The following is a 21,978-nucleotide window of genomic DNA, read 5'->3' as shown; positions in this document are numbered from 1 at the left end:
GCCGAGCCGAGAATGGTGGCTTCCGAGAACCGGAGCGGAGCGTACTTTGGGTACGTGCCGCCATTCGCAGGCCAGCCTCACCTGAATATCGACATACCCTAAAGCGATGCGTCGGTCAGCGACTTCTCCAGCCCCGATAAATGGATGCCGCACTCTGTCTTGGCGTGCCCCACCCAGCGGCCGCTGCGTGCATCCTCGCCCGGCTGCACCGGCTGCGTGCACGGGAAGCAGCCTATCGAGAGATAGCCATAGGCGACCAGCGGATTCTCACGCAGCGCATGCGCGCGCATATAGTTAGCCTGGTCTGATGTCGTCCAATGCGCCAGCGGATTGATGCGAATGCGCGAGCCGACCGCCTCGAACACCGGCAGAGATGCCCGCGTCGTCGCCTGAAAACGCTTGCGGCCGGTGAACCAGGCGCGGAACGGCTCGACGCCGCGCGCCAGCGGCTCGACCTTGCGGACACCGCAGCAGGCGTCGGTGTCGGTTTCGTTCAGATTACCGGCCGGATCGATCCGTTCGAGCGCCGCTTCTTCGGGCGTGATCACCCTGATATCGGTCAGCCCGAAATCGGCAACCAGCGCGTCGCGATAGCCGAGCGTCTCCTCGAAGTGCTTGCCGGTGTCGAGGAAGATGACCGGCAGCGTCCGGTCGATCTTGGCGATCATGTGCAGAAGCACTGCAGAATCCGCCCCGAACGACGAAACTGCGGCGATTTCACCGTGAAAGAATTCCCGGGCCGACCGCTCGATGATCTCCAGCGGCTTCAGATGACCATAAAGCGCATCGAGTCCCGCCGCTTCGGCGGCGATACCGGCCTCGACGTCGACGATACGATCAAGCGGCCTTGGCTTCGCCAGCATAGAGCGCCTCCTTGAACGGCGCGGGACCGACACGGCGGTAGGCGTCGATGAATTTTTCGTTTCTGTCGAGCCGGAGGCCGAGATAGGTCTCGACGATCTGCTCGATGGCGTCGGTGATCTCTGCCGAGCTGAAGCCGCGGCCGATGATCTCGCCGACCGAGGTGTTCTCGTCGGCCGAGCCGCCGAGCGTGACCTGGTAGAGTTCGGCGCCCTTCTTCTCGACGCCGAGGATGCCGATATGGCCGACATGGTGATGGCCGCAGGCATTGATGCAGCCGGAAATCTTCAGCTTCAGTTCGCCGATCTCGCGCTGCCGCTCGAGCGAAGCGAAACGACGCGAGATTTCCTGCGCCACCGGAATCGAGCGCGCCGTGGCCAGCGCGCAATAGTCGAGGCCCGGGCACGAGATGATGTCTGATATCAGGTTGGAATTGGCGGTCGCCAGTCCGATGTCGACCAGCGCGTCATAGACCGCCTTGAGGTCGGCCCGCGCGACATGCGGCAGGATCAGGTTCTGCTCATGGCTGACGCGCAGCTCGTCGAAAGCATATTTTTCGGCAAGGTCGGCGACCGCTTCCATCTGGCTGTCGGAGGCATCGCCCGGCGCTTCGCCAATGCCCTTGAGCGAGATGGTCACGGCGGCATAATCGGGGTGACGGTGTGTCACCACGTTCTGGTCGAGCCATTCCGAAAAGCTCTTCGAATCGAGGCGGGCGAGCTTGACGGCCTCGTCGCCTTCCGGCCGTTCGGCCAGCGCCGGTGGTGCGAAATAGGCATCGATGGCGCGGATGTCGGCTTCTGGCAGCTTTAAATCCGCATCCTTCAGCTCCTGCCATTCGGCCTCGACCTGGCGGGTGATCTCCTCGACGCCGGTCTCGTGGACGAGGATCTTGATGCGCGCCTTGTATTTGTTGTCGCGGCGGCCGTAGAGGTTGTAAACGCGCAGGATCGCCGTGCAATAGGACAGAAGGTCGGCCTCGGGCAGGAAGTCGCGGATCTTCTTGGCGATCATCGGCGTACGGCCCTGGCCGCCGCCGACATAGACGGCGAAACCGAGTTCGCCGGCAGCGTTCTTCTTCAAATGCAGGCCGATGTCATGCGTCTGGATGGCGGCGCGGTCGCGCTCGGCACCGGTCACCGCGATCTTGAATTTTCTCGGCAGGAACGAGAATTCCGGATGCACGGACGACCATTGGCGCAGGATTTCCGCATAAGGACGCGGATCGGCCACCTCGTCGGCGGCGGCACCGGCAAAGTGGTCGGCGGTGACGTTGCGGATGCAGTTGCCGCTGGTCTGGATGGCGTGCATCTCGACGCTCGCCAGATCGGCCAGGATCGCTGGAATGTCCGACAGCGCCGGCCAGTTGAACTGGATGTTCTGGCGCGTCGTGAAATGGCCGTAGCCCTTGTCGTATTTGCGGGCGATGTGGCCAAGCATGCGCAACTGCTTGCTGTTCAGCGTGCCGTAAGGCACCGCGATGCGCAGCATGTAGGCGTGCAACTGCAGGTAGACGCCATTCATCAGCCGCAGCGGCCGGAACTGATCCTCGGTGATCTCGCCGGCAAGCCGCCGCGCGACCTGATCGCTGAACTCGGCGACGCGGGCCTGGACGAAATCGTGATCGAACTCATCGTAACGGTACATGTCTGGTCTTTCCGGGCGCGTCCGCCCGTTGTGTTCAATGTGGTCGTTTACGCCGCCCGGGCGGCTACCGGGCGGGCCTGCTTGCCCAGGTCGTTGCGGTTGGTCGGGCCGGCGGCGCGGATCTTTTCGCGCAGCCGGACCGGCTCGACCACACCATTGGCGACGGTCACATCGATCAGATTGACGTCGACCACTTCATTGTTGGCGGAGGCCGTGGCGCCAATCGCCTCCAGCCGGTCTTCAGCCGCCTTGTCATAGGCGACATCGGCATTGTCGATGGTCTCGGCCCAGCCGCCATTGGCGTACCAGACGGCTTCGCCGTCGGCGAGGCGGTTTGCAGTCAGGACTTTCATCGTTCGGCTCCTTCGGCGGCTGTTTGGGCCGCGCCTTCATGCCTGTGTGCCGCCAGCGGCTCGGAACGTTCAAAATTGGCGCCGGCGACCGCATCGCCGATGATGGTCATGACGGGGCCGGTAAGGTCGGCGCGAACCTCCAGCGACGGCAGGTCGGCGAGCGTGCCGTGGAAACGGCGGCGGTTGGCAAGGCTGGCATTCTCGACCACGGCGACCGCCGTATCCGGCGACAGGCCGGCCTCGATCAGCCGGCCGGCAACCTCGGCCGCGACCGAGCGGCCCATATAGACGGCGACCGTGGCGCCGGAAATGGCGAGCTTTGCCCAGTCGGGCAGCGAATTTCCCTTGAGGTCGTGGCCGGTGGTGAACACCATCGACGACGACACGCCGCGCAGCGTCAGCGGCAGCTCGAAATCGGCGGCGGCGGCGAAGGCCGCGGTGACGCCCGGAACCACCTCATAGGCAATGCCGGCATCGCGCAGCGCTGCCATTTCCTCGCCCGCACGGCCGAACACCAGCGGATCGCCGGATTTCAGCCGCACGACGCGCTTGCCGTCGCGGCCGAGCTCGATCAGCAGCGCATTGATCTCGGCCTGGCTCTTGGTGTGGCAGCCCTTGCGTTTGCCTACCGGCAGACGCTCGGCGTCGCGACGGCCCATGGCGACGATCGCCTCCGGCACCAGCGCATCATGGACGATGACATCGGCTTCCATCAGCAGCCGGTGGGCGCGCAGCGTCAGCAGGTCTTCGGCGCCGGGACCCGCGCCAACCAGGGCAATGTGACCCGATGCCGGCGCGTTCGAAAGCAACAGGTCGACGGCAGCACCGTGCGCCTGCGAAAGCTGGCCAGCCTCCATGGCGCGGGCCGGCGCGCCGCCGAAAAACTCGCTCCAGAAGCGGCGGCGGGCATTGCCTTTCAGCAGCAATCTCTCAACAGTGCCGCGCAACGAGGCAGCAAGCGAAGCAAGCGGCCCGAGCGACGGCGACAGCATGCGGTCGATGCGGCTGCGCAGCATCTGGGCAAGCACCGGTCCGGCCCCTTCCGTGCCGATGGCAATGGCGACCGGCGCGCGGTTGACCAGCGCCGGGGTGAAGAAATCGCATAGCTCCGGCCGGTCGACAGCATTGACCGGAATGCCCAGCCGGCGCGCATCCTCGGCAACGCGGCGGTCAAGCGCCTCGTTGCCGCTGGCAGCAAACACCATCACCGCGCCTTCGAGATGCGCGGCCTCATAGGCGGCAGCGATGTGGACGGCGCCATTGGCGGCGATGAAGGCCAGCAAATCATGCTCGGGGGCATCGGCTATGATGCGCAAGACGGCGCTCGACTGGCCGATCAGCCGCGCCTTGGCCAGAGCCTCCTCGCCGCCGCCGACGATGGCCACAGCTTCGCCAGCGACCCGCATAAAGACGGGAAAGGCGTTGAGCTTGGCGGGGGCCTGCGGCATAGCGAGCGGAATCCTGAATACGCTGTCGGTTTTACGCGCGGGCGCCAAAAAACAGAAGGAACGCACTCGCGCATCGCTTCGTGCGAAGCAATCGCTTTTCCGCAAGCACCAGAGGCAGGAGAAAAAAATTCCACACCCACGAGTGGAGCGGATCCAAGCCGCTGTTGCGAGCCTTGATCTGCGGCCGTTCTAGCGACAAGCGAAGTATATTACAAAACACTTTTTTCTAAATTCTACCAATCTAGTAGATTAAAGCCGACATGCGCTGAGCACCGTCATCCCCGTTGGTTGGCTTGCTCGCCGTGCTTGTCGTCACCGGAACATTCCTGCCTCGGCGCGCGTTTGCTCCTCTGCGAATCCGAGCCTGGCTGTCCAGCTGCGGCAATGGCTCCAGAGACGGGCCTGGAAAACCATGAAAAACAGAAAAAGGAGCGCTCCGGTGAACAACCTCAAGCTGAAACGCGGACTGTGGGTCGTGGTCGCCGACGGCGAGAAGGCACTGTTCCTTGAGAACCGCGGCGACACCCAATATCCCGACCTTCAGGTCGTGCAGGAGATGGAACAGGAAAATCCGGCAACGCGAGAGCAAGGTTCGGACCGCCCTGGCCGCTACAGCGACGGCCCATCCGTCCACCGCAGCGCAGTCGAGGACACTGACTGGCATCGCCTCGGCAAGGAGCGTTTCGCCGACGAAGTTGCCGAGCGGCTGTACAAGCTCGCGCATCGCGGCGCCTTCAAGGAGATGGTGCTGATCGCACCGCCTCAGGTACTGGGTGACATGCGTCGAAAACTGCACAAGGAAGTTGCCGAGAAAATCACAGCGGAAATTCCCAAGACGCTGACCAACCACACCATCGTCGACATCGAAAACCTGCTGCAGGCCGCCTGATCGGGCATCAGGCGCGCAGGCCATCTCTTTTTAGCAGCAACCATTGCCAGCCCGAGGCGACCCGCCTTCTGCCACCCTTGTCGTCGATCCATGGCATTTGCGGGTTGCCTCGCGGCCATCCGGGCCGCCATATTGCAAGGCGGCTGCTTCGGGCGGTGCATATCCGACATCGTAATTTTGACAGGCGCTCCATAGACAATGCCGCATGACACGCCGCTTATCGCCACCATCGTCGCCGGTTTGGGGCTGGCTTTCGTCTTCGGCGCAATTGCCAATCGCTTCCGCATCCCGCCGCTGGTCGGTTACCTCGTCGCCGGCGTCCTGGTCGGGCCGAACACGCCGGGCTTCGTCGCCGATACCGGCCTCGCCAATGAACTGGCCGAAATCGGCGTGATCCTGCTGATGTTCGGCGTCGGCCTGCATTTCTCGCTGAAGGACTTGTTGTCGGTCCGCGCCATCGCCGTGCCCGGCGCCATCGTGCAGATCGGCTTCGCGACGGCGCTCGGCGCCGGCCTTGCCTGGATGCTCGGCTGGTCGATGGGCGCCGGGCTGGTGTTCGGGCTGGCGCTTTCCGTCGCCTCGACCGTTGTGCTGCTGCGTGCCTTGCAGGAGCGGCGGCTGATCGAGACCGAGCGCGGCCGCATCGCCGTCGGCTGGCTGATTGTCGAGGATCTGGCCATGGTGCTGACGCTGGTATTGCTGCCGGCGTTGGCCGGCGTGCTGGGTGGCCAGCAGCAAGTGGAGAGCCATAGCAGTTTGCTGTCGCTGCCGGCGAGCTTCGGCGTCTGGGGCATCGTCGGCATGACGTTGGCCAAGGTCGCGGCCTTTCTCGTAGTTATGCTGGTGGTCGGCCGCCGGGTCATCCCCTGGATCCTGCACTACGTCGCCCATACCGGGTCGCGTGAATTGTTCCGGCTGGCGGTGCTGGCCATCGCGCTCGGGGTTGCCTTCGGCGCGGCCAAGCTATTCGGCGTCTCGCTGGCGCTGGGCGCATTCTTTGCCGGCATGATCATGAGCGAATCCGAACTCAGCCATCAGGCGGCCGAGGAATCGCTGCCGCTGCGCGACGCCTTTTCCGTGCTGTTCTTCGTTTCGGTCGGCATGCTGTTCGACCCGTTCAGCCTGGTCAGCAATGGCTGGCCTATCTTGGCGACGCTGGCCATCATCGTCATCGGCAAATCGCTGGCGGCCTTCGTCATCGTCGTCGCCTTCCGTTATCCGATCGCGACCGCGTTGATGATTTCGGCAAGCCTGGCCCAGATCGGCGAATTCTCCTTCATTCTGGCCGAGCTCGGCGTCGGGCTGAAGCTGCTGCCCGAACAAGGACGCGACCTCATCCTCGCCGGTGCTATCCTGTCGATCGTCCTCAACCCGCTGATGTTCCTTGCCGTCGACTGGATGAAACCATGGCTGGAGAGGCGCGCCGGCAAGGCGGCGTCGCTCGATGAGGCAAAGCCGATCGGCCCCGCGACGGAGCCAGGCCAGTTGGCTTCGGTTGCGGCACCTGTGAAAGAGGATGGCCCGCCGCCCAGGACAGCGCTTACCGGCCACTCCATCCTGGTCGGCTATGGCCGTGTCGGCAGCCTCGTCGGCGCGTCCTTGAAGAAGGCCGCCCTGCCCTTCCTCGTCATCGAGGATGCCGACAAGACGCTGGCGAAGCTCAGGGACGACGGCATCGAAACCGTGTCAGGCAACGCCGCGAATAGCGAGGTGTTCGCCGCAGCCAATCCCGAGGGCGCGAAGCGGCTGATCCTCGCCGTCCCCAACGCCTTCGAGGCGGGACAGATCGTGTTGCGCGCCCGCGCCGCCAACCCGAAGATCAACGTCATCGCCCGCGCCCACTCCGATGCCGAGGTCGAGCATCTCAAGGGGCTCGGAGCCGACACGGTCATCATGGGTGAGCGCGAGATCGCCCGTGGGATTGCGGAAGAGGTTTTGGCAGCATCGAAAGCGCCTTCAGCAGGCTAAGCCTGCGCCGCCCCTCACCCTTACCCTCTCCCCGTGAAGAACTAGAGAGGGGGTAAGGGTGAAAAAGCTCACACGTGCTGGCCGCCATTGATGTGGATTTCCGAGCCCGTCACATAGGACGCCTGCTGCGAGCACAGGAAGAAGATGATGTCGGCGACTTCCCCCGTGGTGCCCAGCCGCCGCAGCGGAATCGTCTCGACGATCTTTTCCGTGCCGGGTGACAGGATCGCGGTGTCGATCTCGCCGGGTGCGATGGCGTTGACGCGGATGCCGTGCGGGCCGAAATCATGCGCCATTTCGCGCGTCAGCGAGCCAAGCGCCGCCTTCGACGTCGCATAAGCGGTGCCGGCGAAGGGATGCACGCGAGTGCCGGCGATCGAGGTGACGTTGACGATCGAGCCCTTAGCCGACGCCAATTCCCTGAACAATCCCCGCGCCAGCATGATCGGCGCGAAGAAATTGACCTGGAACACGTCGCGCCAGACATGCATCGGCGTGTCGATCGAATTCATGCGGCTGTTGCCGTCCTTGAGCTTCGGCGAGATACCGGCATTGTTGACCAGCGCATGCAGTTGGCCGCCATGCGCCTCCAGCCGATGGCGGATCTCCGAGATCGCGATGCCGACATCCTCCTGGTCGGCGAGATCGACCTTGATATGGTCCTCCGGACCGGCCGGCCACGGGCAGTCGTCGGCAAAGGCCTGGCGCGAGCAGGTGATGACGCGCCAGCCTTCGCGCGAAAAGCGCTTGACCGTGGCGTGGCCGATGCCGCGGCTGGCGCCGGTCAGCACGATGGTCTTTCTGGTGTCGGTCTCGGCCATTGACGATCTCTCTTAAACCGCAGATGTAGCGGAACACGGCAGCGATGACGAGGGGGTCAGCCGCCGGTGAGGATGTCGAGGATCGAGGTCTGCCGCTTCTTGACCGGGCCGCCGACATCGGCGGGCGGCACCGGGCGCTTGATCGATGCGGTGGTGCCGCCACCGCCCGGCATGCCGAAGCCGCCGGCATCGACCGTTTCGGCGGGACGCACGGCGCGAGGCGGCGACGCTTTTTGGGCGGACGGCGCGGATTGGCCAACCGAAGCGGACGGCACCGGCGCCGGTTGCGCCGTGTTGGGCGGTAATTCGTCCTGCACGATCGTATCGGCAGGCGTCGACCGCCATGTCCCGGGCAGCGGCCGCACCGGCACGCCTTCGTGCGCGGCGACCATGAACTCATGCCAGGCCTGCGCCGGCAGCGCGCCGCCGGTGACCTTCTTCATCGGACCGCCATCGTCATTGCCGAACCAGACTCCGGTGGTGAGATTGGCGGTATAGCCGATGAACCAGGCGTCGCGCGAATTCTGGCTGGTGCCGGTCTTGCCGGCGGCCGGCCAGGCAAAGGCCGCCTTCCTGGCAGTGCCGATTTCAACGGTGCCCATCATCATAGAGTTCATCATGCCGACGATCTCGGGCTTGATGACGCGCGGGGCGCCGCCATTGTTGTCGTAGAGCACCTTGCCGCCGGCTGTCGTCACCCGGCGGATGAAATGGACATCCGGCCGGTAGCCGCCATTGGCGAAGGGGACATAGGCCGACGTCAGTTCCAGCGGTGTCACTTCGGAGGTGCCGAGCGCGATCGAGGTGTTGGCCGTGAGGTCGGACTGGACACCCATGCGATGCGCCGCCTCGACGACCGCGTCAGGCCCGACTTCCATGGTCAACTGGGCGGCCACTGAGTTCAGCGACTTCGCCAGCGCCGTCGCCAGCGTCACCTTGCCGAAATACTTGCCGCCGTAGTTGGTGGGCGTCCATTTGCCAATTTTGATCGGCGCGTCATTGCGCACGCTGTCGGGCGTGCGGCCGGCTTCCAGCGCCGCCATGTAAACAAAGGGCTTGAACGCCGAGCCCGGCTGGCGGCGCGCCTCCGAGGCGCGGTCGAACTGGCTGGTCGAATAATCATAGCCGCCGACCATGGCGCGTACCGCGCCGGAATTGTCGATCGACACCAGCACGCCCTGGCTGGCATTGAGCTTTTTGCCGCTGCCGTCGATCAGCCGGCGGATCGATTGTTCGGCGAGCTTCTGCAGCGTCAGGTCGACGGTGGCGTCGACGATGATGTCGCCGCGCACGTCGCCAATCAGGTCGGGAAGTTCTTCCACGATGGCGTCGGCGACGTAGTTTTCCGAGCCCGTCCAGTAGGATGCCACCCGCGACGCCGGCGCGCTCATCGCCGTGGTCAGTTCCTTGGCGCTGATCTTGCCTTCGTCGCGCATGGCGGCGAGAACAAGCTGCGAGCGCTGCTCGGCCGCCTTCGGGTCACGCGCCGGAGACAGTCGCGACGGCGCTTTCAACAGGCCGGCGAGGAGTGCGGCTTCGGGCAGCGTGACGTCGCGCGCGCTCTTGCCGAAATAGCGGCGCGAGGCCGCTTCGACACCATAGGCGCCGGAGCCGAAATAGACCCGGTTGAGATACATTTCGAGGATCTGGTCCTTGGTGTGCTTGTGCTCGAGCCAGAGCGCCAGAAGCACTTCCTGCACCTTGCGTTCCAGCGTGCGATCGGGTGTCAGGAACAGGTTTTTCGCCAATTGCTGGGTCAGCGTCGAACCGCCCTGCGAAAAACGCCCGCCGACAACGTTGGCCACCATGGCTCTGGACAGACCGATCGGGTCGATGCCCAAATGCGAATAGAAGCGGCGATCTTCGATGGCGATGACGGCCTCGGGAATATAGGTCGACATTTCATGCAGGCCGACGGCTTCGCCGCCGCTCATGCCGCGATTGGCGAGCAGTTTTCCGTCGACCGAGACGATCCTGATATTGGGCGCGCGGTCGGGGATGGCCCAGGTGGTGGCCGCCGGCATTTTCGCGCCGTAATAGACGACGATGCCGGCAGCGGCGATGCCGCCCCAGATGGCCAGCACGAAGCACCAGTAGGCCAACCGGCCGAGCACGCCGAACAGGCCGCGCCGGCTTTTGCCGCGCCCGCGACGCGACGCTTTTGCCCTGGCCGATTGGCGCTTTGCAGAGGTGTTGCGGTTACTCGGCACGACGCGATCCTCCTCGCTCACCGAAAAACCGGCCGAGGATTTCGCCCGCGGCGGTCCCTCGAAGCTCGGTTCGATGCGGCTGTCTCTGCGGTTCGCCATGCGCTGTGCTGTCTGTCCCGACGCTTGTCGCATCGGCCTGAAAATCGCAATTTTCGGGCCGATGCGAAGCTTCAAAGTCGTAGAGCGCACTCTGTGCGTCCGAACGGACGCACGTCGCTCCATGGCGTTCGGGGTGAAGAGTAGATGCGGCGATTTAAGGGCGGGTTAAATGGTTCAAAGTTAGTTCAATGCGTTACGGCACGTCACCGCTCCGTTCCTTGCTCCTGGCGGTCGGCAACAATGGCGTCTATCGCGAGACGGCGGAGCGTTCTCGCATTTCGGCATCAACTGCCCAGCCGCAGTCGTTCGGCGCGGACCGCCAATAGCAAGGTAGCCGCAATCTATGCTCGTCATTAGAGCGCGATCGGTAAAGTGCGTTCGATCGCGCTCTAACCCATTGAATCTACGCATGACCTTGTTACCAAAGTTACGCGTACTGGGGATCATGCCTTAGCCAATCGCAGCACGAACGGAAAGCGCTGCCCAGGATGATTGCATCGTCTCGCCCACATGGCAGTAGCAGACAATTTCGTGGAGCTCATCGTCGGTCAATTCGAAGAAACGCTTTGCTTCGCCATAAGTATCGTCTTTCAGCCCCTCATCGCGCAGGACCGAATCCTCGAAGGCAACCGATATTGGCGAGCCTTCGCCACGCATAATGTCGCGCTCGGGTGACGAACGATATTCGGTCCCGATAAGTGCGGTGAGGAGTCGGTTGGGCTGCCGTTCAAGAAGTTTTGACCAACGTTCGAGACGCTGGGTTCGGTCCATTGCAGGAGGTGTTGGGTCTCTGTGTACCTTTGCCACCGTATGCAGTTGGTCCAGTGTTTGGTGCCTCATGGCAACCTCCTAATAGTAGGTGGGTTGGCCCCAAACTCCCTGTACCAAGATCATACCGCGAATGTGTCGATACGTCACTCTCATTCCATATCCGGCTTGGCTTCTATCCGGGTGCATCGAAGGATGGAGCGGCCCCTGCCTTATCGTCAATTTTCGGCCTGATAGGGTTAGATCATCGGCACCTCTGCCGTGCCACCCCAACGCCGCTCAGTTCTGCTGGATCGAAATGCCTTTGTCGTCGATCTTGAGTTCCACGCCCTCCGGCCTGGTTTGCTCGCGATAGACATAGATGCCGAGCGCGATGACCACGACGACGAGCGCGCCGATGACGAGATAGAGCATGTTCTGTTTCATGGCGCGCCTTGATGTGCTTCGCAGGATCAGGCCTGCTTCACCAGCTTGATCAGCACGAGCAGGATCACCGCGCCGATCGTGGCGTGGATAATGGAGGCAAGTATGCCACCGCCTATGGCGAATCCCAGCCTTGGGAAGAGCAAGCCGGCTATCAAGGCGCCGACGATGCCGACGACGATATTGCCGATCAGGCCGAGGCCGAAACCCTTGACGATCAAGCCGGCGAGCCAGCCGGCGATGGCGCCGATGATGGTGAAGACAAGCAGGCTCTCAGTACCCATTGCAGATCCCTCCCGAGCGAATGGTCGCGGAGCGGAAAGCTCCGAATCGACCTCCGATTGCAACAGGTCCAACCTATTGGAAAGAAGCCGGCGCCGCCAGCGGCGTCATTCGCCGTCGTCATCCCCGGATGCAGGCCGCCAGCTGATCGGCTCGATCTTTCTTTGCGTATGACCGTCCGTATAGGCCCACCAGCCGGTGTCGTTCTCGTCCCAGTCGCCGCCGGCCGCTTTCAGCCGGTCGAGCGACCTGTACTGCGCGATGGATTCGTTCATCACCCCGTCGCTGTCCTTCCAGTAGACGGTGACCTTGGAGCCATCCCTGGGTGCTGTTTCGATTGGTTTTCTGGCAGCCATTTCATCCCCTCCATCGATCGATAGAACGTCGAGGCGAACGCCTGGTTCCACTTAGCTGTGGGCGAAGATGTCTGCCTCATCCCAGCCCATCAGGTCGAGTTTCGCACGCGTCGGCAGGAAGCGGAAGCAGGCCTCGGCCTCCTTGGTCCGGTTGTCGCGCGCCAGCCGCATCGTCAGCACATCGCGCAGCTGGTGCAGGTAAAGCACGTCGGAGGCTGCGTATTCGAGTTGTTCGGGCGACAGTGTCTCCGCCGCCCAGTCCGACGATTGCTGCGCCTTCGACAGGCTGACGCCGAGAAGCTCAAAACAAATGTCCTTCAGCCCGTGCCGGTCGGTGTAGGTTCGGGTCAGCCGCGAGGCGATCTTGGTGCAAAACACCGGCTCTGGCATGACGCCGAAGGCGTTATAGAGGACGGCGAGATCGAAACGGCCGAAATGGAACAGCTTGGTTATGCTGCGGTTCCTGAGCAGGCTGACGAGGTTTGGCGCCTTCTTCTGGCCGGGCGCGATCTGGATGACGTCGGCGGAACCGTCGCCCGGCGAGATCTGCACCACGCAAAGCCGGTCGCGATGCGGATTGAGCCCCAGCGTCTCCGTGTCGATCGCGACCGCCCCGACGTCGTAGTGCAAGAGCCCGGGCAGGTCGTTCTTGTGGAAGCGGATATCGCTCATCGTCTTCTCCGGTCGCGGCCCATTCGTGCGTCCAACTGGGCGCGCGTCGCTCTATCCCGTCCTCGCCGCGATCCGATGAAAAATCAACAGAAAGTTGCAGTCTGGCCCTCTCAGCGTGTCAGCGCGTCGAGAATGCGCGCCCACGAGCGCTGGCCCTTGTGGAAGGAACTCATCTCGTATTTCTCGTTCGGCGAATGGATGCGGTCATCGTCGAGCCCGAAACCGACAAGCAAGGATTCGATGCCGAGATAAGTCTGGAAATCGCCGACCACCGGGATCGAGCCGCCGCTTCCCGTGGTCACTGCCGGCTTCGGCCACTCGTCGGACAGCGCGTCCTTGGCCTTGGCGAGAAATGGCGAGTCGTAGGAAAGCTGGATCGCCGGCGAGCCGCCATGCGGGTGGAAATCGACTGAGCAGTCGGCCGGGATGCGCTCCCTGACGAAGGCCTGGAAAGCGGCGCGGATCTTTTCCGGGTTCTGCTTGTGGACGAGGCGGAAAGACACTTTTGCCGAGGCTTCCGCCGCGATCACCGTCTTGAACCCTTTGCCGGTATAGCCACCTATAATGCCGTTGAACTCGGCAGTCGGCCGCGCCCAGGTGAGTTCGAGCACCGAGCGGCCGTGTTCGCCGGAAGGGATCGACAGGCCGACGGGCCCAAGGAACGTCTCAGCGGTCTCGCCGAGCGCCTCCCACGACTTCAGGATCTGCGAAGGCGTCTCCTCGACACCGTCATAGAAACCGGGAATGGTGACGCGGCCGTCCTTGTCGTGGATGTCGGCCAGGATCCTGGCCAGGATGCGAATCGGATTGGCGGCAGCACCGCCGTAGAGACCGGAATGCAGGTCGCGGTCGGCGGCTTTCACCGTGATCTCCTCGCCCACCAACCCGCGCAGCGCGACGCAGATGGACGGTGTTTCGCGGTCCCACATGCCGGTGTCGCAGACAAGCGCGAAGTCGGCCTTGAGTTCGGCCGCATTTGCCTCGAGGAACGGCTTCAGCGATGGCGAGCCGGACTCCTCCTCGCCCTCGAACAGAATTGTGATGCGGCACGGCAGCCCGCCATGCACCTGCTTCCAGGCGCGGCAAGCCTCGACGAAGGTCATCAACTGCCCCTTGTCGTCGGCCGAACCACGTCCCGCGATCACCTGGCGGCCGGGCTCGATCTGCTTTACCGAAGGCGCGAACGGATCGCTTTCCCAAAGCTCGATCGGGTCGACCGGCTGCACGTCGTAATGGCCATAGAACAGGACATGCGGCGCGCCCGCCGGCCCGCCATGGTGCGCCACCACCATCGGATGGCCTGGCGTGTCACGCACGCTGGCGTCGAAGCCGATCAGTCTGAGCTCGGCCACCAGCCATTCTGCCGCCTTGCGGCAGTCTGCGGCATAGGATGGATCGGTGGAGATCGACTTGATCCTGAGCAGGCCAAACAGGCGCTCCAGGCTCTCGTCGAGATTTTTGTCGAGGCGGTCGAGGACGGGAGAAATTCTGGACATTTTTATAAAGCCTTTCGATTCTGAGCGGCAACCCTAAAGCTGCGCGGCAGAAACGAAAAGCCGGCGGTCGTTGGACCACGGGCACCGAAAGGCAAAAAAATGCCGCCGTGGTGGAGGGGGAACCACGGCGGCCTTTACTCGAAACGATGCGGCAGCCCGGAGAGGGGGGATAGGCTGCCGCAAGTGTCCGGGATAGGCGGGGGACGGGCCTTGCTCCGGACCTCGGCGAAAAATGCCGATGGCGTTTATCTGTGTCTCCGAACGTGGCGATTCAAGGGCACGAAGATTACACTTTCGTAACATAGCCGTGATCGGATCGTCCTGTCAGGGTATTGCCGGAACCGGCGGTTGAGGCCGCCTTTGGCATGGACCACGACGCCGCGCCGCGCTATCCCTTCGTCCCATGAAAAAAGGCGATCATCTCTTCCTTGTCGACGGCTCCGGCTACATCTTCCGTGCCTATCACGCGCTACCGCCACTGACCCGCAAATCCGATGGACTGCCGACCAGTGCCGTGCTCGGCTTCTGCAACATGGTGTGGAAGCTGACGCAGGACGCCCGCAACACCGATGTCGGTATCGTGCCGACGCATTTCGCCGTCATCTTCGACTATTCGTCGAAAACCTTCCGCAACGATCTCTACCCCGAATACAAGGCCAACCGCTCGGCGCCGCCGGAAGATCTGATCCCGCAGTTCGGCCTGATCCGCCAGGCGACCAGGGCCTTCAACCTGCCCTGCCTCGAGACGGAAGGCTACGAGGCCGACGACCTGATCGCCACCTATTGCCGGCTTGCCTGCGAAGCCGGCGCCGACACCACCATCATCTCCTCCGACAAGGATCTGATGCAGCTGGTCGGCCCTTCGGTCGCCATGTACGACCCGATGAAGGACCGCCAGATCGGCGTTCCCGAGGTGATCGAGAAATGGGGCGTGCCGCCGGAAAAAATGATCGACCTGCAGGCGCTGACCGGCGATTCGGTCGATAATGTGCCGGGCGTGCCCGGCATCGGGCCGAAGACCGCAGCGCAATTGCTGGAACAGTTCGGCGATCTCGATACGCTGCTCGCCCGCGCCGCCGAGATCAAGCAGGACAAACGCCGCGAATCGATCATCGCCAACGCCGACAAGGCGCGCATCTCGCGTGAACTGGTGACGCTGAAGAACGACGTGCCGGGGATCAGCGGGCTCGATGATTTCGTGTTGCACCCGCCGGACGGACCAAGGCTGATCGGCTTCCTCAAGACGATGGAATTCTCCTCGCTGACCCGCCGCGTGGCGGAAGCAACCGGAACAGAAGCGGCTGACGTCAAGGCCATGTCCGTCATTATCGAGCGCGCCGACACCGCGCATGGTCCCGATATGGGGTTTGGCGTGCCGGGCGCCGCCGAAAGCGCGGCGGGCACAGTGACAGACGAAGCCGGGGAAGCGGTGCCGGCCACCGTCAAGGTGGAACCCAAGCAAGGCGACACCCCATCGCTTCTCTCAGCGCTTCGCTTCGAGGACGCCACCGCCAGCAAGATCGACACCAGCGCCTACGTCTCCATCCGCGACACTGAAGTGTTGAAGGCATGGGTGGCCGTGGCGATGGACGCCGGCATCGTCGGCTTCGACACCGAGACCAATTCACCCGATCCGATGCAGGCCGAGTTGATCGGCCTGTCCATAGCCACTGCGCCCGGTCGCGCCGCCTATGTGCCGCTCGCCCACAAACGCGGCAATGGCGACCTGCTCGGCGGCGGAGTGGTCGAAAACCAGATTCCGATCCGTGAGGCGCTTGCCATCCTGAAGCCGTTGCTGGAGGACAGGTCGGTTCTCAAGATCGTTCAGGAGCTGAAATACGACATCGTCGTCATGAGCCGCCACGGCATCGATATCGCCCCCTTCGACGACACCATGCTGGTTTCCTACGTGCTCGACGCAGGCACGTCCGGCGGCCACAGCATGGCGGCTCTGTCGGAAAAATGGCTCGGCCACTCGACCATTGCCCTCAAGGAACTGGCCGGCTCTGGAAGAAGCTTCGTCGGCTTCGACCAGGTCGACATCGACAAGGCAACGGCCTATGCCGCGGAGCACGCCGATGTGACGCTCAGGCTCTGGCGGGTGCTGAAGCCGCGGCTTGCCGCCAAGGGCCTCGTCTCGGTCTACGAGCGGCTGGAACGGCCGCTGGTGCCGGTTCTGGCAAGGATGGAGCAGCGCGGCATCTCCGTCGACCGGCAGATCCTGTCGCGGCTCTCCGGCGAATTGGCACAGGGCGCCGCGCGGCTGGAGGACGAGATCTACCAGCTCGTCGGCGAGCGCATCAATATCGGCTCGCCGAAACAGCTCGGCGACATCCTGTTCGGCAGGATGGGCCTGCCCGGCGGCTCCAAGACCAAGACCGGCCAATGGTCGACCTCGGCCCAGCTCCTGGAAGACCTCGCCGCAGAAGGCCACGAGCTGCCGCGCAAGATCGTCGACTGGCGCCAGCTGACCAAATTGAAATCGACCTATACCGACGCGCTGCCCGGTTTCGTCCATCCCGATACGAAGCGCGTCCACACCTCATACGCGCTTGCCGCAACGACGACAGGCCGGCTGTCGTCCTCCGATCCCAATTTGCAGAACATTCCGGTACGCACCGTCGAGGGGCGAAAGATCCGGACGGCGTTCATCGCCGACAAGGGCAACAAGCTGGTTTCCGCCGACTACAGCCAGATCGAGCTGCGCGTGCTCGCCCATGTCGCCGAGATCCCGCAGCTCAAGCAGGCGTTTGCCGACGGCGCCGACATCCACGCCATCACCGCCTCGGAGATGTTCAACGTCCCGGTCGAGGGCATGCCCTCGGAGGTACGCCGCCGCGCCAAGGCGATCAATTTTGGCATCATCTACGGCATTTCCGCCTTTGGCCTGGCCAACCAGCTGTCGATCCCGCGCGAAGAGGCCGGCGCCTACATCAAGAAATACTTCGAACGCTTCCCCGGCATCCGCGATTATATCGACGCGACCAAGGCCTATGCCCGCGAATACGGCTATGTCGAAACGATCTTCGGCCGCCGCATACACTACCCGGAGATACGGTCGTCAAACCCGTCGGTCCGTGCCTTCAACGAGCGCGCCTCGATCAACGCCCGGCTGCAGGGCACCGCGGCCGACATCATCCGCCGCGCCATGATCCGCATGGACGAAGCGCTGGAAAAGGCGAAGCTGTCCGCCCGCATGCTGCTGCAAGTGCATGACGAACTGGTCTTCGAGACGGCCGAAGCGGAGGTCGAGGCGACGATCCCCGTCGTGCGCCATGTTATGGAGAACGCCGCGATGCCGGCGGTGTCGATGTCAGTGCCGCTACACGTCGACGCCCGCGCCGCCGACAATTGGGAAGAGGCGCACTAAGATTGGACATCTATCTCACCTATCGCGGCCAGATCCCTTCAAAGGCAAGCAGCCTTGATGCGATTTGGAATATGCGAAGGAGTTTCCACCGCCAGTTAGAAGGCCTATGGGGCAAAGAACCGTTTGCGGTACTCAAAAAATGGGAAGATTCAAATTTCGTAGCAAACGCACCAAATTTTTTGCAGAAGGTCGGTGACCAGCTATTTGTCCCATTTTACGGGGACGCTGTCGGCGTCGGCGTAAAGTTGGAAATTAAACTACTGACGGGGATGCCCAAGCAACAGCCGGTCATAAGCAGCGGTGATTTAGACAATCGAGTAAAGCGAATAATCGATGCCATGCGTGCACCCACGCAAAAAGGCGAACTTGCCGCGAACCTTGAACCAAACTCGCGATGGTACTGCGTTATGGATGATGACAGCTCTGTAAAGAGATAACTGCCTCACTAGCACCGTTCTTGGACTCGAATGACCCGAGCGAATCTTTTGTGTTCGTGAGAGTCAAAACATCTCCCACCGCAGTCACACTTTCAAACTTAGCTATGCTGTTCTAACGGAGTTGCGTGGCGCTCAGGCTGCCTCGGCCAGGCATTTGGCACAGGTCCCGCGAAATTCGATCACCGCCTTCTTGGCGGCAAAACCGGTCGAGCGCACCCATTCGTCGAGCCGGTGTCCGACATCATGGTTGGAAAATTCGGTCACCTGCCCGCATGTGTCGCAGATGGCAAAGGCGGTCATCGAATGGCTGTGGTCGTGCGGCTCGGCGCAGGCGACAAAGGAATTTAGGCTTTCGAGCCGATGCACGAAGCCGGATTTCACCAGCGTGTCGAGCGCGCGATAGACCTGCAGCGGTGCACGAAAACCCCGATCGCGCAGCTGGTCGAGCAACGTATAGGCGCTGAGCGGCCCGCTGGCGGCCTCGAGTTTCTCGAGCACGCACAACTGGTTTTTCGTCAGCACATCCCTTGCCGCCATGATCCTGTTTCCAACCCGTTTTGCGCCGGTTGCTCGTCATTTTCCGCATGCAAGCGGCTTCAATTCTCTCCAGATAGCGACGAACCGGCCTTTTTGCTACTGTCTCTGTGTCGGCATGGCCCAGAAGCCGGCCAACTCCGAGGCATTGTTTGGCTATGCCAATCGATGCAAACCTGAAGTGATTGTCACTTGCGTGGCGGACCCTTGCGCTCGGCGGAGGCGGCCCACAGATTGATGTCGGCCTCGCGCGCGTAGGTGTCGATTTCGGCGAGTTCGGCATCGCTGAAATCGAGCGCCTTCAGCGCGCCGACGCAATCCTCGACCTGTTCCGGCCGGCTGGCGCCGATCAGCGCCGAGGTCACCCGGCCCTTGCGCAGCACCCAGGCCAGCGCCATCTGCGCCAGCGTCTGGTCGCGTCGGCCGGCGATGGCGTTCAGCGCCTTGATGTTGACGATGGTCTTGTCGTTGATGAAGGCTGGCCGCAGCGACTTGCCCTGGCTGGCGCGGCTGCCCTCAGGGATGCCGCCGAGATATTTGTCGGTCAGCATGCCTTGCGCCAGCGGTGTGAACACGATTGAGCCGACGCCGAGCCCCTCCAGCGTGTCGAGCAGACCATCGTCCTCGACCCAGCGGTTGAGCATCGAATAGCTCGGCTGATGGATGATGCAAGGCGTGCCGAGCTGCTTCAATATGTCGGCGGCCTCGCGTGTGCGCTGCGAATTGTAGGAGGAGATGCCGGCATAAAGCGCCTTGCCCGAGCGCACCGCGTGATCGAGCGCGCCCATCGTTTCTTCCAGCGGAGTATCAGGGTCGAAGCGGTGCGAATAAAAGATGTCGACATAGTCGAGCCCCATACGCTTCAGGCTCTGATCGAGGCTGGCCAGCACATATTTGCGCCCGCCCCACTCGCCATAGGGTCCGGCCCACATCTCATACCCGGCCTTGGTCGAGATGATCAGCTCGTCACGAAAAGAGGAGAAATCCGTCCGCAGGATTTCGCCGAAAGCCGTCTCCGCCGAACCGGGCGGCGGGCCGTAATTGTTGGCTAGGTCGAAATGCGTGATGCCGAGATCGAAGGCCTTGCGCGCGATCGCCTGCTTGGTCCGGTGCGGCGTGTCGTCACCGAAATTGTGCCAGAGCCCGAGCGAGATCGCCGGCAATTTCAGGCCGGATCGCCCGCAGCGATTGTAGACCATGTTCTCGTAGCGGTTTTCAGCGGGCACATAGGGCATGGGAGATCCTCAAATCGAAAGCGAGCGCGGCAGCTGCCAACGCAAAAAAGGGTGAGTCGACTCTGCCTCTCACCCTTAGCCTCTGCCGGTTTCTATGGGGAGAGGGTTCGTCGGTAAACAGAAACGTGTCGCATTCGCTGAAGCGCATACGCTACTTCTTCTTCGCCGAGGGTTTCTTCTTCGCCAACAGCCCTTCCGCATCTTTTACGCCCAGTGCCGCAGGCCGTTCGCATGTGGTCTGCATGGCAACGAACTTTCCGCTCGCGCCCGACCGCAACATGCCGGTCATCACATCGACGGCATGCAGCGCCAGTTCCATCGAACAGCGATGCGGCCGGCCCTCCGCGATAGCCAGGGCCATATCGGCGAGACCGGCGGTGCGGTAATTGGCCATCATGCCGTGCGAATGCATCTGGTTGGCCACGCCGAACGGATGCTGCCACTTTGGCAGCTTCTTGACCAGCTTGGCGCCATTGGTGAAGCGAACGTCGCCGCCGAAGAAATTCGGATCCGGCAAAGACACCGTGCCCAATTCGCCGTAGAGTTCCATCGGCGCATGGCCATGGCTCCACACGTCCCAGCTGGTATTGAGCGTCACCACGGCGCCATTTTCGAACTCCATCACCCCGTGGATCGTCGTCGGCGTGGCGACCAGGATTTTTTCACCCGCGCGCGGCTTGGACGAGATCGTCCGTTCCGTCGACGGAATCGTCGCCAAGGCCGCCACCTGCTTCACCGGCCCGATCAGCTGGATCAGGTTGGTGATGTAATAGGGTCCGATATCGAGCACCGGACCAGCGCCAGGCTGGAAGAAAAAATCCGGATTGGGGTGCCAGTGCTCCATCCCATGGCTCATCACGTGGCATGTGCCGCTGGTGATCTTGCCGAGCTTGCCACTGTCGATCAGGTTGCGGACAAGCTGGTGCGCGCCACCGAGGAAAGTGTCGGGCGCCGAGCCGATGCGCAGTCCGTCTCTCTCCGCCAGTTTCTTCAGGTCGAGCCCTTCCTTGACCGACAGCACGAACGGCTTTTCCGAATAGACGTGCTTGCCGGCATCGAGGATCTGTTTCGAAACCTCATAGTGCACCGCCGGAATGGTGAGGTTGACGATGATGTCGATGTCGCCGGCCTTGAGCAGCCCTTCGACTGTCTCGGCGCGCAGCTTGAACTCCTTCGCCCGAGTCTTGGCCGCATCCATGTCGATATCCGCGCAGGCGCGCATCTCGATGCCGCGAAACAGCGGCGCCAGTGAAAAATACGCCTTCGAGATGTTGCCGCAGCCGATGACGCCGACCCCAAGTTTTCTTGCCATGCTGGTTTGCTCCTAAAAGGTCTTGGCGGCTGCGATCGAGCGGCGGGCGAAGCGATCGATATCGTTGGGGTTGTCGTGTTCCATGACGTAGTATTTGGCGGCGCTGTTGGCGCGCAGCGCCTGGATCAGAGCGGCCCAGTCGATCGTGCCGTTGCCGACGTCCGACCAGCCGTCCTCGTCGAGGCCCTCGCCGGGCTTGGCGATGTCCTTGACATGGACGGAGGCGATGCGTTTGCCATGCTTCTCGATCCAGGGCAGCGGATCTTCGCCGCCGCGCACCACCCAGGCGACGTCCATCTCCCAGCCGATGTCGGGCGCTACCGCCAGGATATGGTCCTGCGGCACCGAACCGTCGGCAAGCTTCTTGAACTCGAAATCATGGTTGTGCCAGGCAAAGCCGTAGCCGGCCTTTTCAGCCGTCTCGCCGACCTTGGCCAGGCGCGCGCCGAAGCTGCGCCAGCCGGCGGCATCGGTTGGCCTGCTCTCGGCGACCAGATAGGGGCAGATGAGCAGCGTGATGCCGAGCGCGTCGGCGATCTTGCGCACGCCGTCGAAATCGTTCTCGAGCGCATCGATCGAGAAATGGCCGGTCGGCATGGCGAGCCCGTTCTTGTCGAGTTCGGCGCGAAACGCCTTGGGGTCGTCATAGACGCCGCCGAACCCTTCGACTTGCGCGTAGCCGAGCTCGCCCAGCATCTTGAGCACCCCTGCCCAAGGTTGGAAATTGCGCGCGCTGTAAAGTTGGAATGACCAATTCATCGTCTCTGTCCGTTCTCTGGGGATGGATGTGCTTGGAG

Annotated in this window: 20 protein-coding genes; 4 read left to right on the top strand and 16 right to left on the bottom strand. The window is 62.8% G+C overall.

Going from position 1 to position 21,978, the window contains the following annotated elements; translation table 11 throughout:
* Positions 1 to 98: 98 nt before the first annotated feature.
* Genes AC0L2B_RS12800 through cysG form a run of 4 tightly spaced genes read right to left on the bottom strand, consistent with a single transcriptional unit; the run spans position 99 to position 4,309 of the window.
* Positions 99 to 863: a phosphoadenylyl-sulfate reductase gene (locus AC0L2B_RS12800; protein WP_128171072.1), complete on the bottom strand. Its 765-nt coding sequence runs from the start codon at positions 861 to 863 to the stop codon at positions 99 to 101.
* On the bottom strand, positions 838 to 2,508 hold the full coding sequence (locus AC0L2B_RS12795; RefSeq protein ID WP_128171071.1) for a nitrite/sulfite reductase: 1,671 nt from the start codon (positions 2,506 to 2,508) through the stop codon (positions 838 to 840). The genes AC0L2B_RS12800 and AC0L2B_RS12795 overlap by 26 nt, the downstream gene beginning before the upstream one ends.
* 47 nt (positions 2,509 to 2,555) lie before the next feature.
* Positions 2,556 to 2,861 (bottom strand): DUF2849 domain-containing protein, encoded by a 306-nt coding sequence (locus tag AC0L2B_RS12790; protein ID WP_023797424.1) that lies wholly within the window; start codon positions 2,859 to 2,861, stop codon positions 2,556 to 2,558.
* Entirely contained in the window at positions 2,858 to 4,309 is a 1,452-nt protein-coding gene (gene cysG / locus AC0L2B_RS12785; RefSeq protein WP_473745590.1) for a siroheme synthase CysG, read from the bottom strand. Before cysG ends, AC0L2B_RS12790 begins: the two co-directional genes overlap by 4 nt.
* A 439-nt stretch (positions 4,310 to 4,748) precedes the next feature.
* Between cysG and AC0L2B_RS12780 the strand changes: the two genes are divergently transcribed.
* The gene (locus tag AC0L2B_RS12780; RefSeq protein WP_027153079.1) at positions 4,749 to 5,198 is read left to right on the top strand and encodes a baeRF12 domain-containing protein; all 450 of its coding nucleotides are present in this window, start codon (positions 4,749 to 4,751) and stop codon (positions 5,196 to 5,198) included.
* A 198-nt stretch (positions 5,199 to 5,396) separates the two neighbouring features.
* Positions 5,397 to 7,166, top strand: coding sequence for a YbaL family putative K(+) efflux transporter (ybaL, locus tag AC0L2B_RS12775; RefSeq protein WP_473745589.1), 1,770 nt, complete (start codon positions 5,397 to 5,399; stop codon positions 7,164 to 7,166).
* A 68-nt stretch (positions 7,167 to 7,234) separates the two neighbouring features.
* On the opposite strand, the gene AC0L2B_RS12770 is transcribed toward ybaL, so the two are convergent.
* From AC0L2B_RS12770 to AC0L2B_RS12735, 8 genes are all read right to left on the bottom strand, one after another.
* Positions 7,235 to 7,987: an SDR family NAD(P)-dependent oxidoreductase gene (locus AC0L2B_RS12770; protein ID WP_473745588.1), complete on the bottom strand. Its 753-nt coding sequence runs from the start codon at positions 7,985 to 7,987 to the stop codon at positions 7,235 to 7,237.
* A gap of 56 nt (positions 7,988 to 8,043) precedes the next feature.
* Positions 8,044 to 10,296 carry a transglycosylase domain-containing protein gene (locus AC0L2B_RS12765; RefSeq protein ID WP_473745587.1) on the bottom strand — a complete coding sequence of 751 codons (2,253 nt, stop codon included), beginning with the start codon at positions 10,294 to 10,296 and terminating at the stop codon, positions 8,044 to 8,046.
* A 450-nt stretch (positions 10,297 to 10,746) separates the two neighbouring features.
* Positions 10,747 to 11,136: a hypothetical protein gene (locus tag AC0L2B_RS12760; protein ID WP_023797418.1), complete on the bottom strand. Its 390-nt coding sequence runs from the start codon at positions 11,134 to 11,136 to the stop codon at positions 10,747 to 10,749.
* Positions 11,137 to 11,343: 207 nt separating this feature from the next.
* Entirely contained in the window at positions 11,344 to 11,490 is a 147-nt protein-coding gene (locus AC0L2B_RS12755) for a hypothetical protein (protein ID WP_023797417.1), read from the bottom strand.
* 26 nt (positions 11,491 to 11,516) lie between these two features.
* On the bottom strand, positions 11,517 to 11,771 hold the full coding sequence (locus AC0L2B_RS12750; RefSeq protein ID WP_473745586.1) for a GlsB/YeaQ/YmgE family stress response membrane protein: 255 nt from the start codon (positions 11,769 to 11,771) through the stop codon (positions 11,517 to 11,519).
* A gap of 105 nt (positions 11,772 to 11,876) precedes the next feature.
* Positions 11,877 to 12,125, bottom strand: a complete 249-nt coding sequence (locus AC0L2B_RS12745; RefSeq protein ID WP_023797415.1) for a hypothetical protein — start codon at positions 12,123 to 12,125, stop codon at positions 11,877 to 11,879.
* Between the two features lie 51 nt (positions 12,126 to 12,176).
* Entirely contained in the window at positions 12,177 to 12,797 is a 621-nt protein-coding gene (locus AC0L2B_RS12740; protein WP_023797414.1) for a ribonuclease D, read from the bottom strand.
* A 110-nt stretch (positions 12,798 to 12,907) separates the two neighbouring features.
* Positions 12,908 to 14,293 (bottom strand): M20/M25/M40 family metallo-hydrolase, encoded by a 1,386-nt coding sequence (locus AC0L2B_RS12735; protein WP_473745585.1) that lies wholly within the window; start codon positions 14,291 to 14,293, stop codon positions 12,908 to 12,910.
* A gap of 403 nt (positions 14,294 to 14,696) precedes the next feature.
* Here AC0L2B_RS12735 and polA point away from each other — a divergent pair, with 403 nt between their 5' ends.
* The gene (gene polA / locus AC0L2B_RS12730; protein WP_473745584.1) at positions 14,697 to 17,663 is read left to right on the top strand and encodes a DNA polymerase I; all 2,967 of its coding nucleotides are present in this window, start codon (positions 14,697 to 14,699) and stop codon (positions 17,661 to 17,663) included.
* Between the two features lie 2 nt (positions 17,664 to 17,665).
* Positions 17,666 to 18,100, top strand: a complete 435-nt coding sequence (locus tag AC0L2B_RS12725) for a hypothetical protein (protein ID WP_473745583.1) — start codon at positions 17,666 to 17,668, stop codon at positions 18,098 to 18,100.
* A gap of 132 nt (positions 18,101 to 18,232) precedes the next feature.
* On the opposite strand, the gene AC0L2B_RS12720 is transcribed toward AC0L2B_RS12725, so the two are convergent.
* The 4 genes from AC0L2B_RS12720 to AC0L2B_RS12705 form a co-directional block, all read right to left on the bottom strand.
* Positions 18,233 to 18,637, bottom strand: a complete 405-nt coding sequence (locus tag AC0L2B_RS12720) for a Fur family transcriptional regulator (protein WP_473745582.1) — start codon at positions 18,635 to 18,637, stop codon at positions 18,233 to 18,235.
* A gap of 185 nt (positions 18,638 to 18,822) precedes the next feature.
* Positions 18,823 to 19,869, bottom strand: a complete 1,047-nt coding sequence (gene mgrA, locus AC0L2B_RS12715) for an L-glyceraldehyde 3-phosphate reductase (protein WP_473745581.1) — start codon at positions 19,867 to 19,869, stop codon at positions 18,823 to 18,825.
* Between the two features lie 151 nt (positions 19,870 to 20,020).
* On the bottom strand, positions 20,021 to 21,181 hold the full coding sequence (locus AC0L2B_RS12710) for a Gfo/Idh/MocA family protein (protein ID WP_091595531.1): 1,161 nt from the start codon (positions 21,179 to 21,181) through the stop codon (positions 20,021 to 20,023).
* A gap of 12 nt (positions 21,182 to 21,193) precedes the next feature.
* Positions 21,194 to 21,940, bottom strand: coding sequence for a sugar phosphate isomerase/epimerase family protein (locus tag AC0L2B_RS12705; RefSeq protein WP_091595529.1), 747 nt, complete (start codon positions 21,938 to 21,940; stop codon positions 21,194 to 21,196).
* Positions 21,941 to 21,978: the final 38 nt, after the last annotated feature.

It is taken from the genome of Mesorhizobium sp. WSM4815, from assembly GCF_055811575.1.
This window is presented reverse-complemented; position numbering and strand designations above follow the sequence as displayed.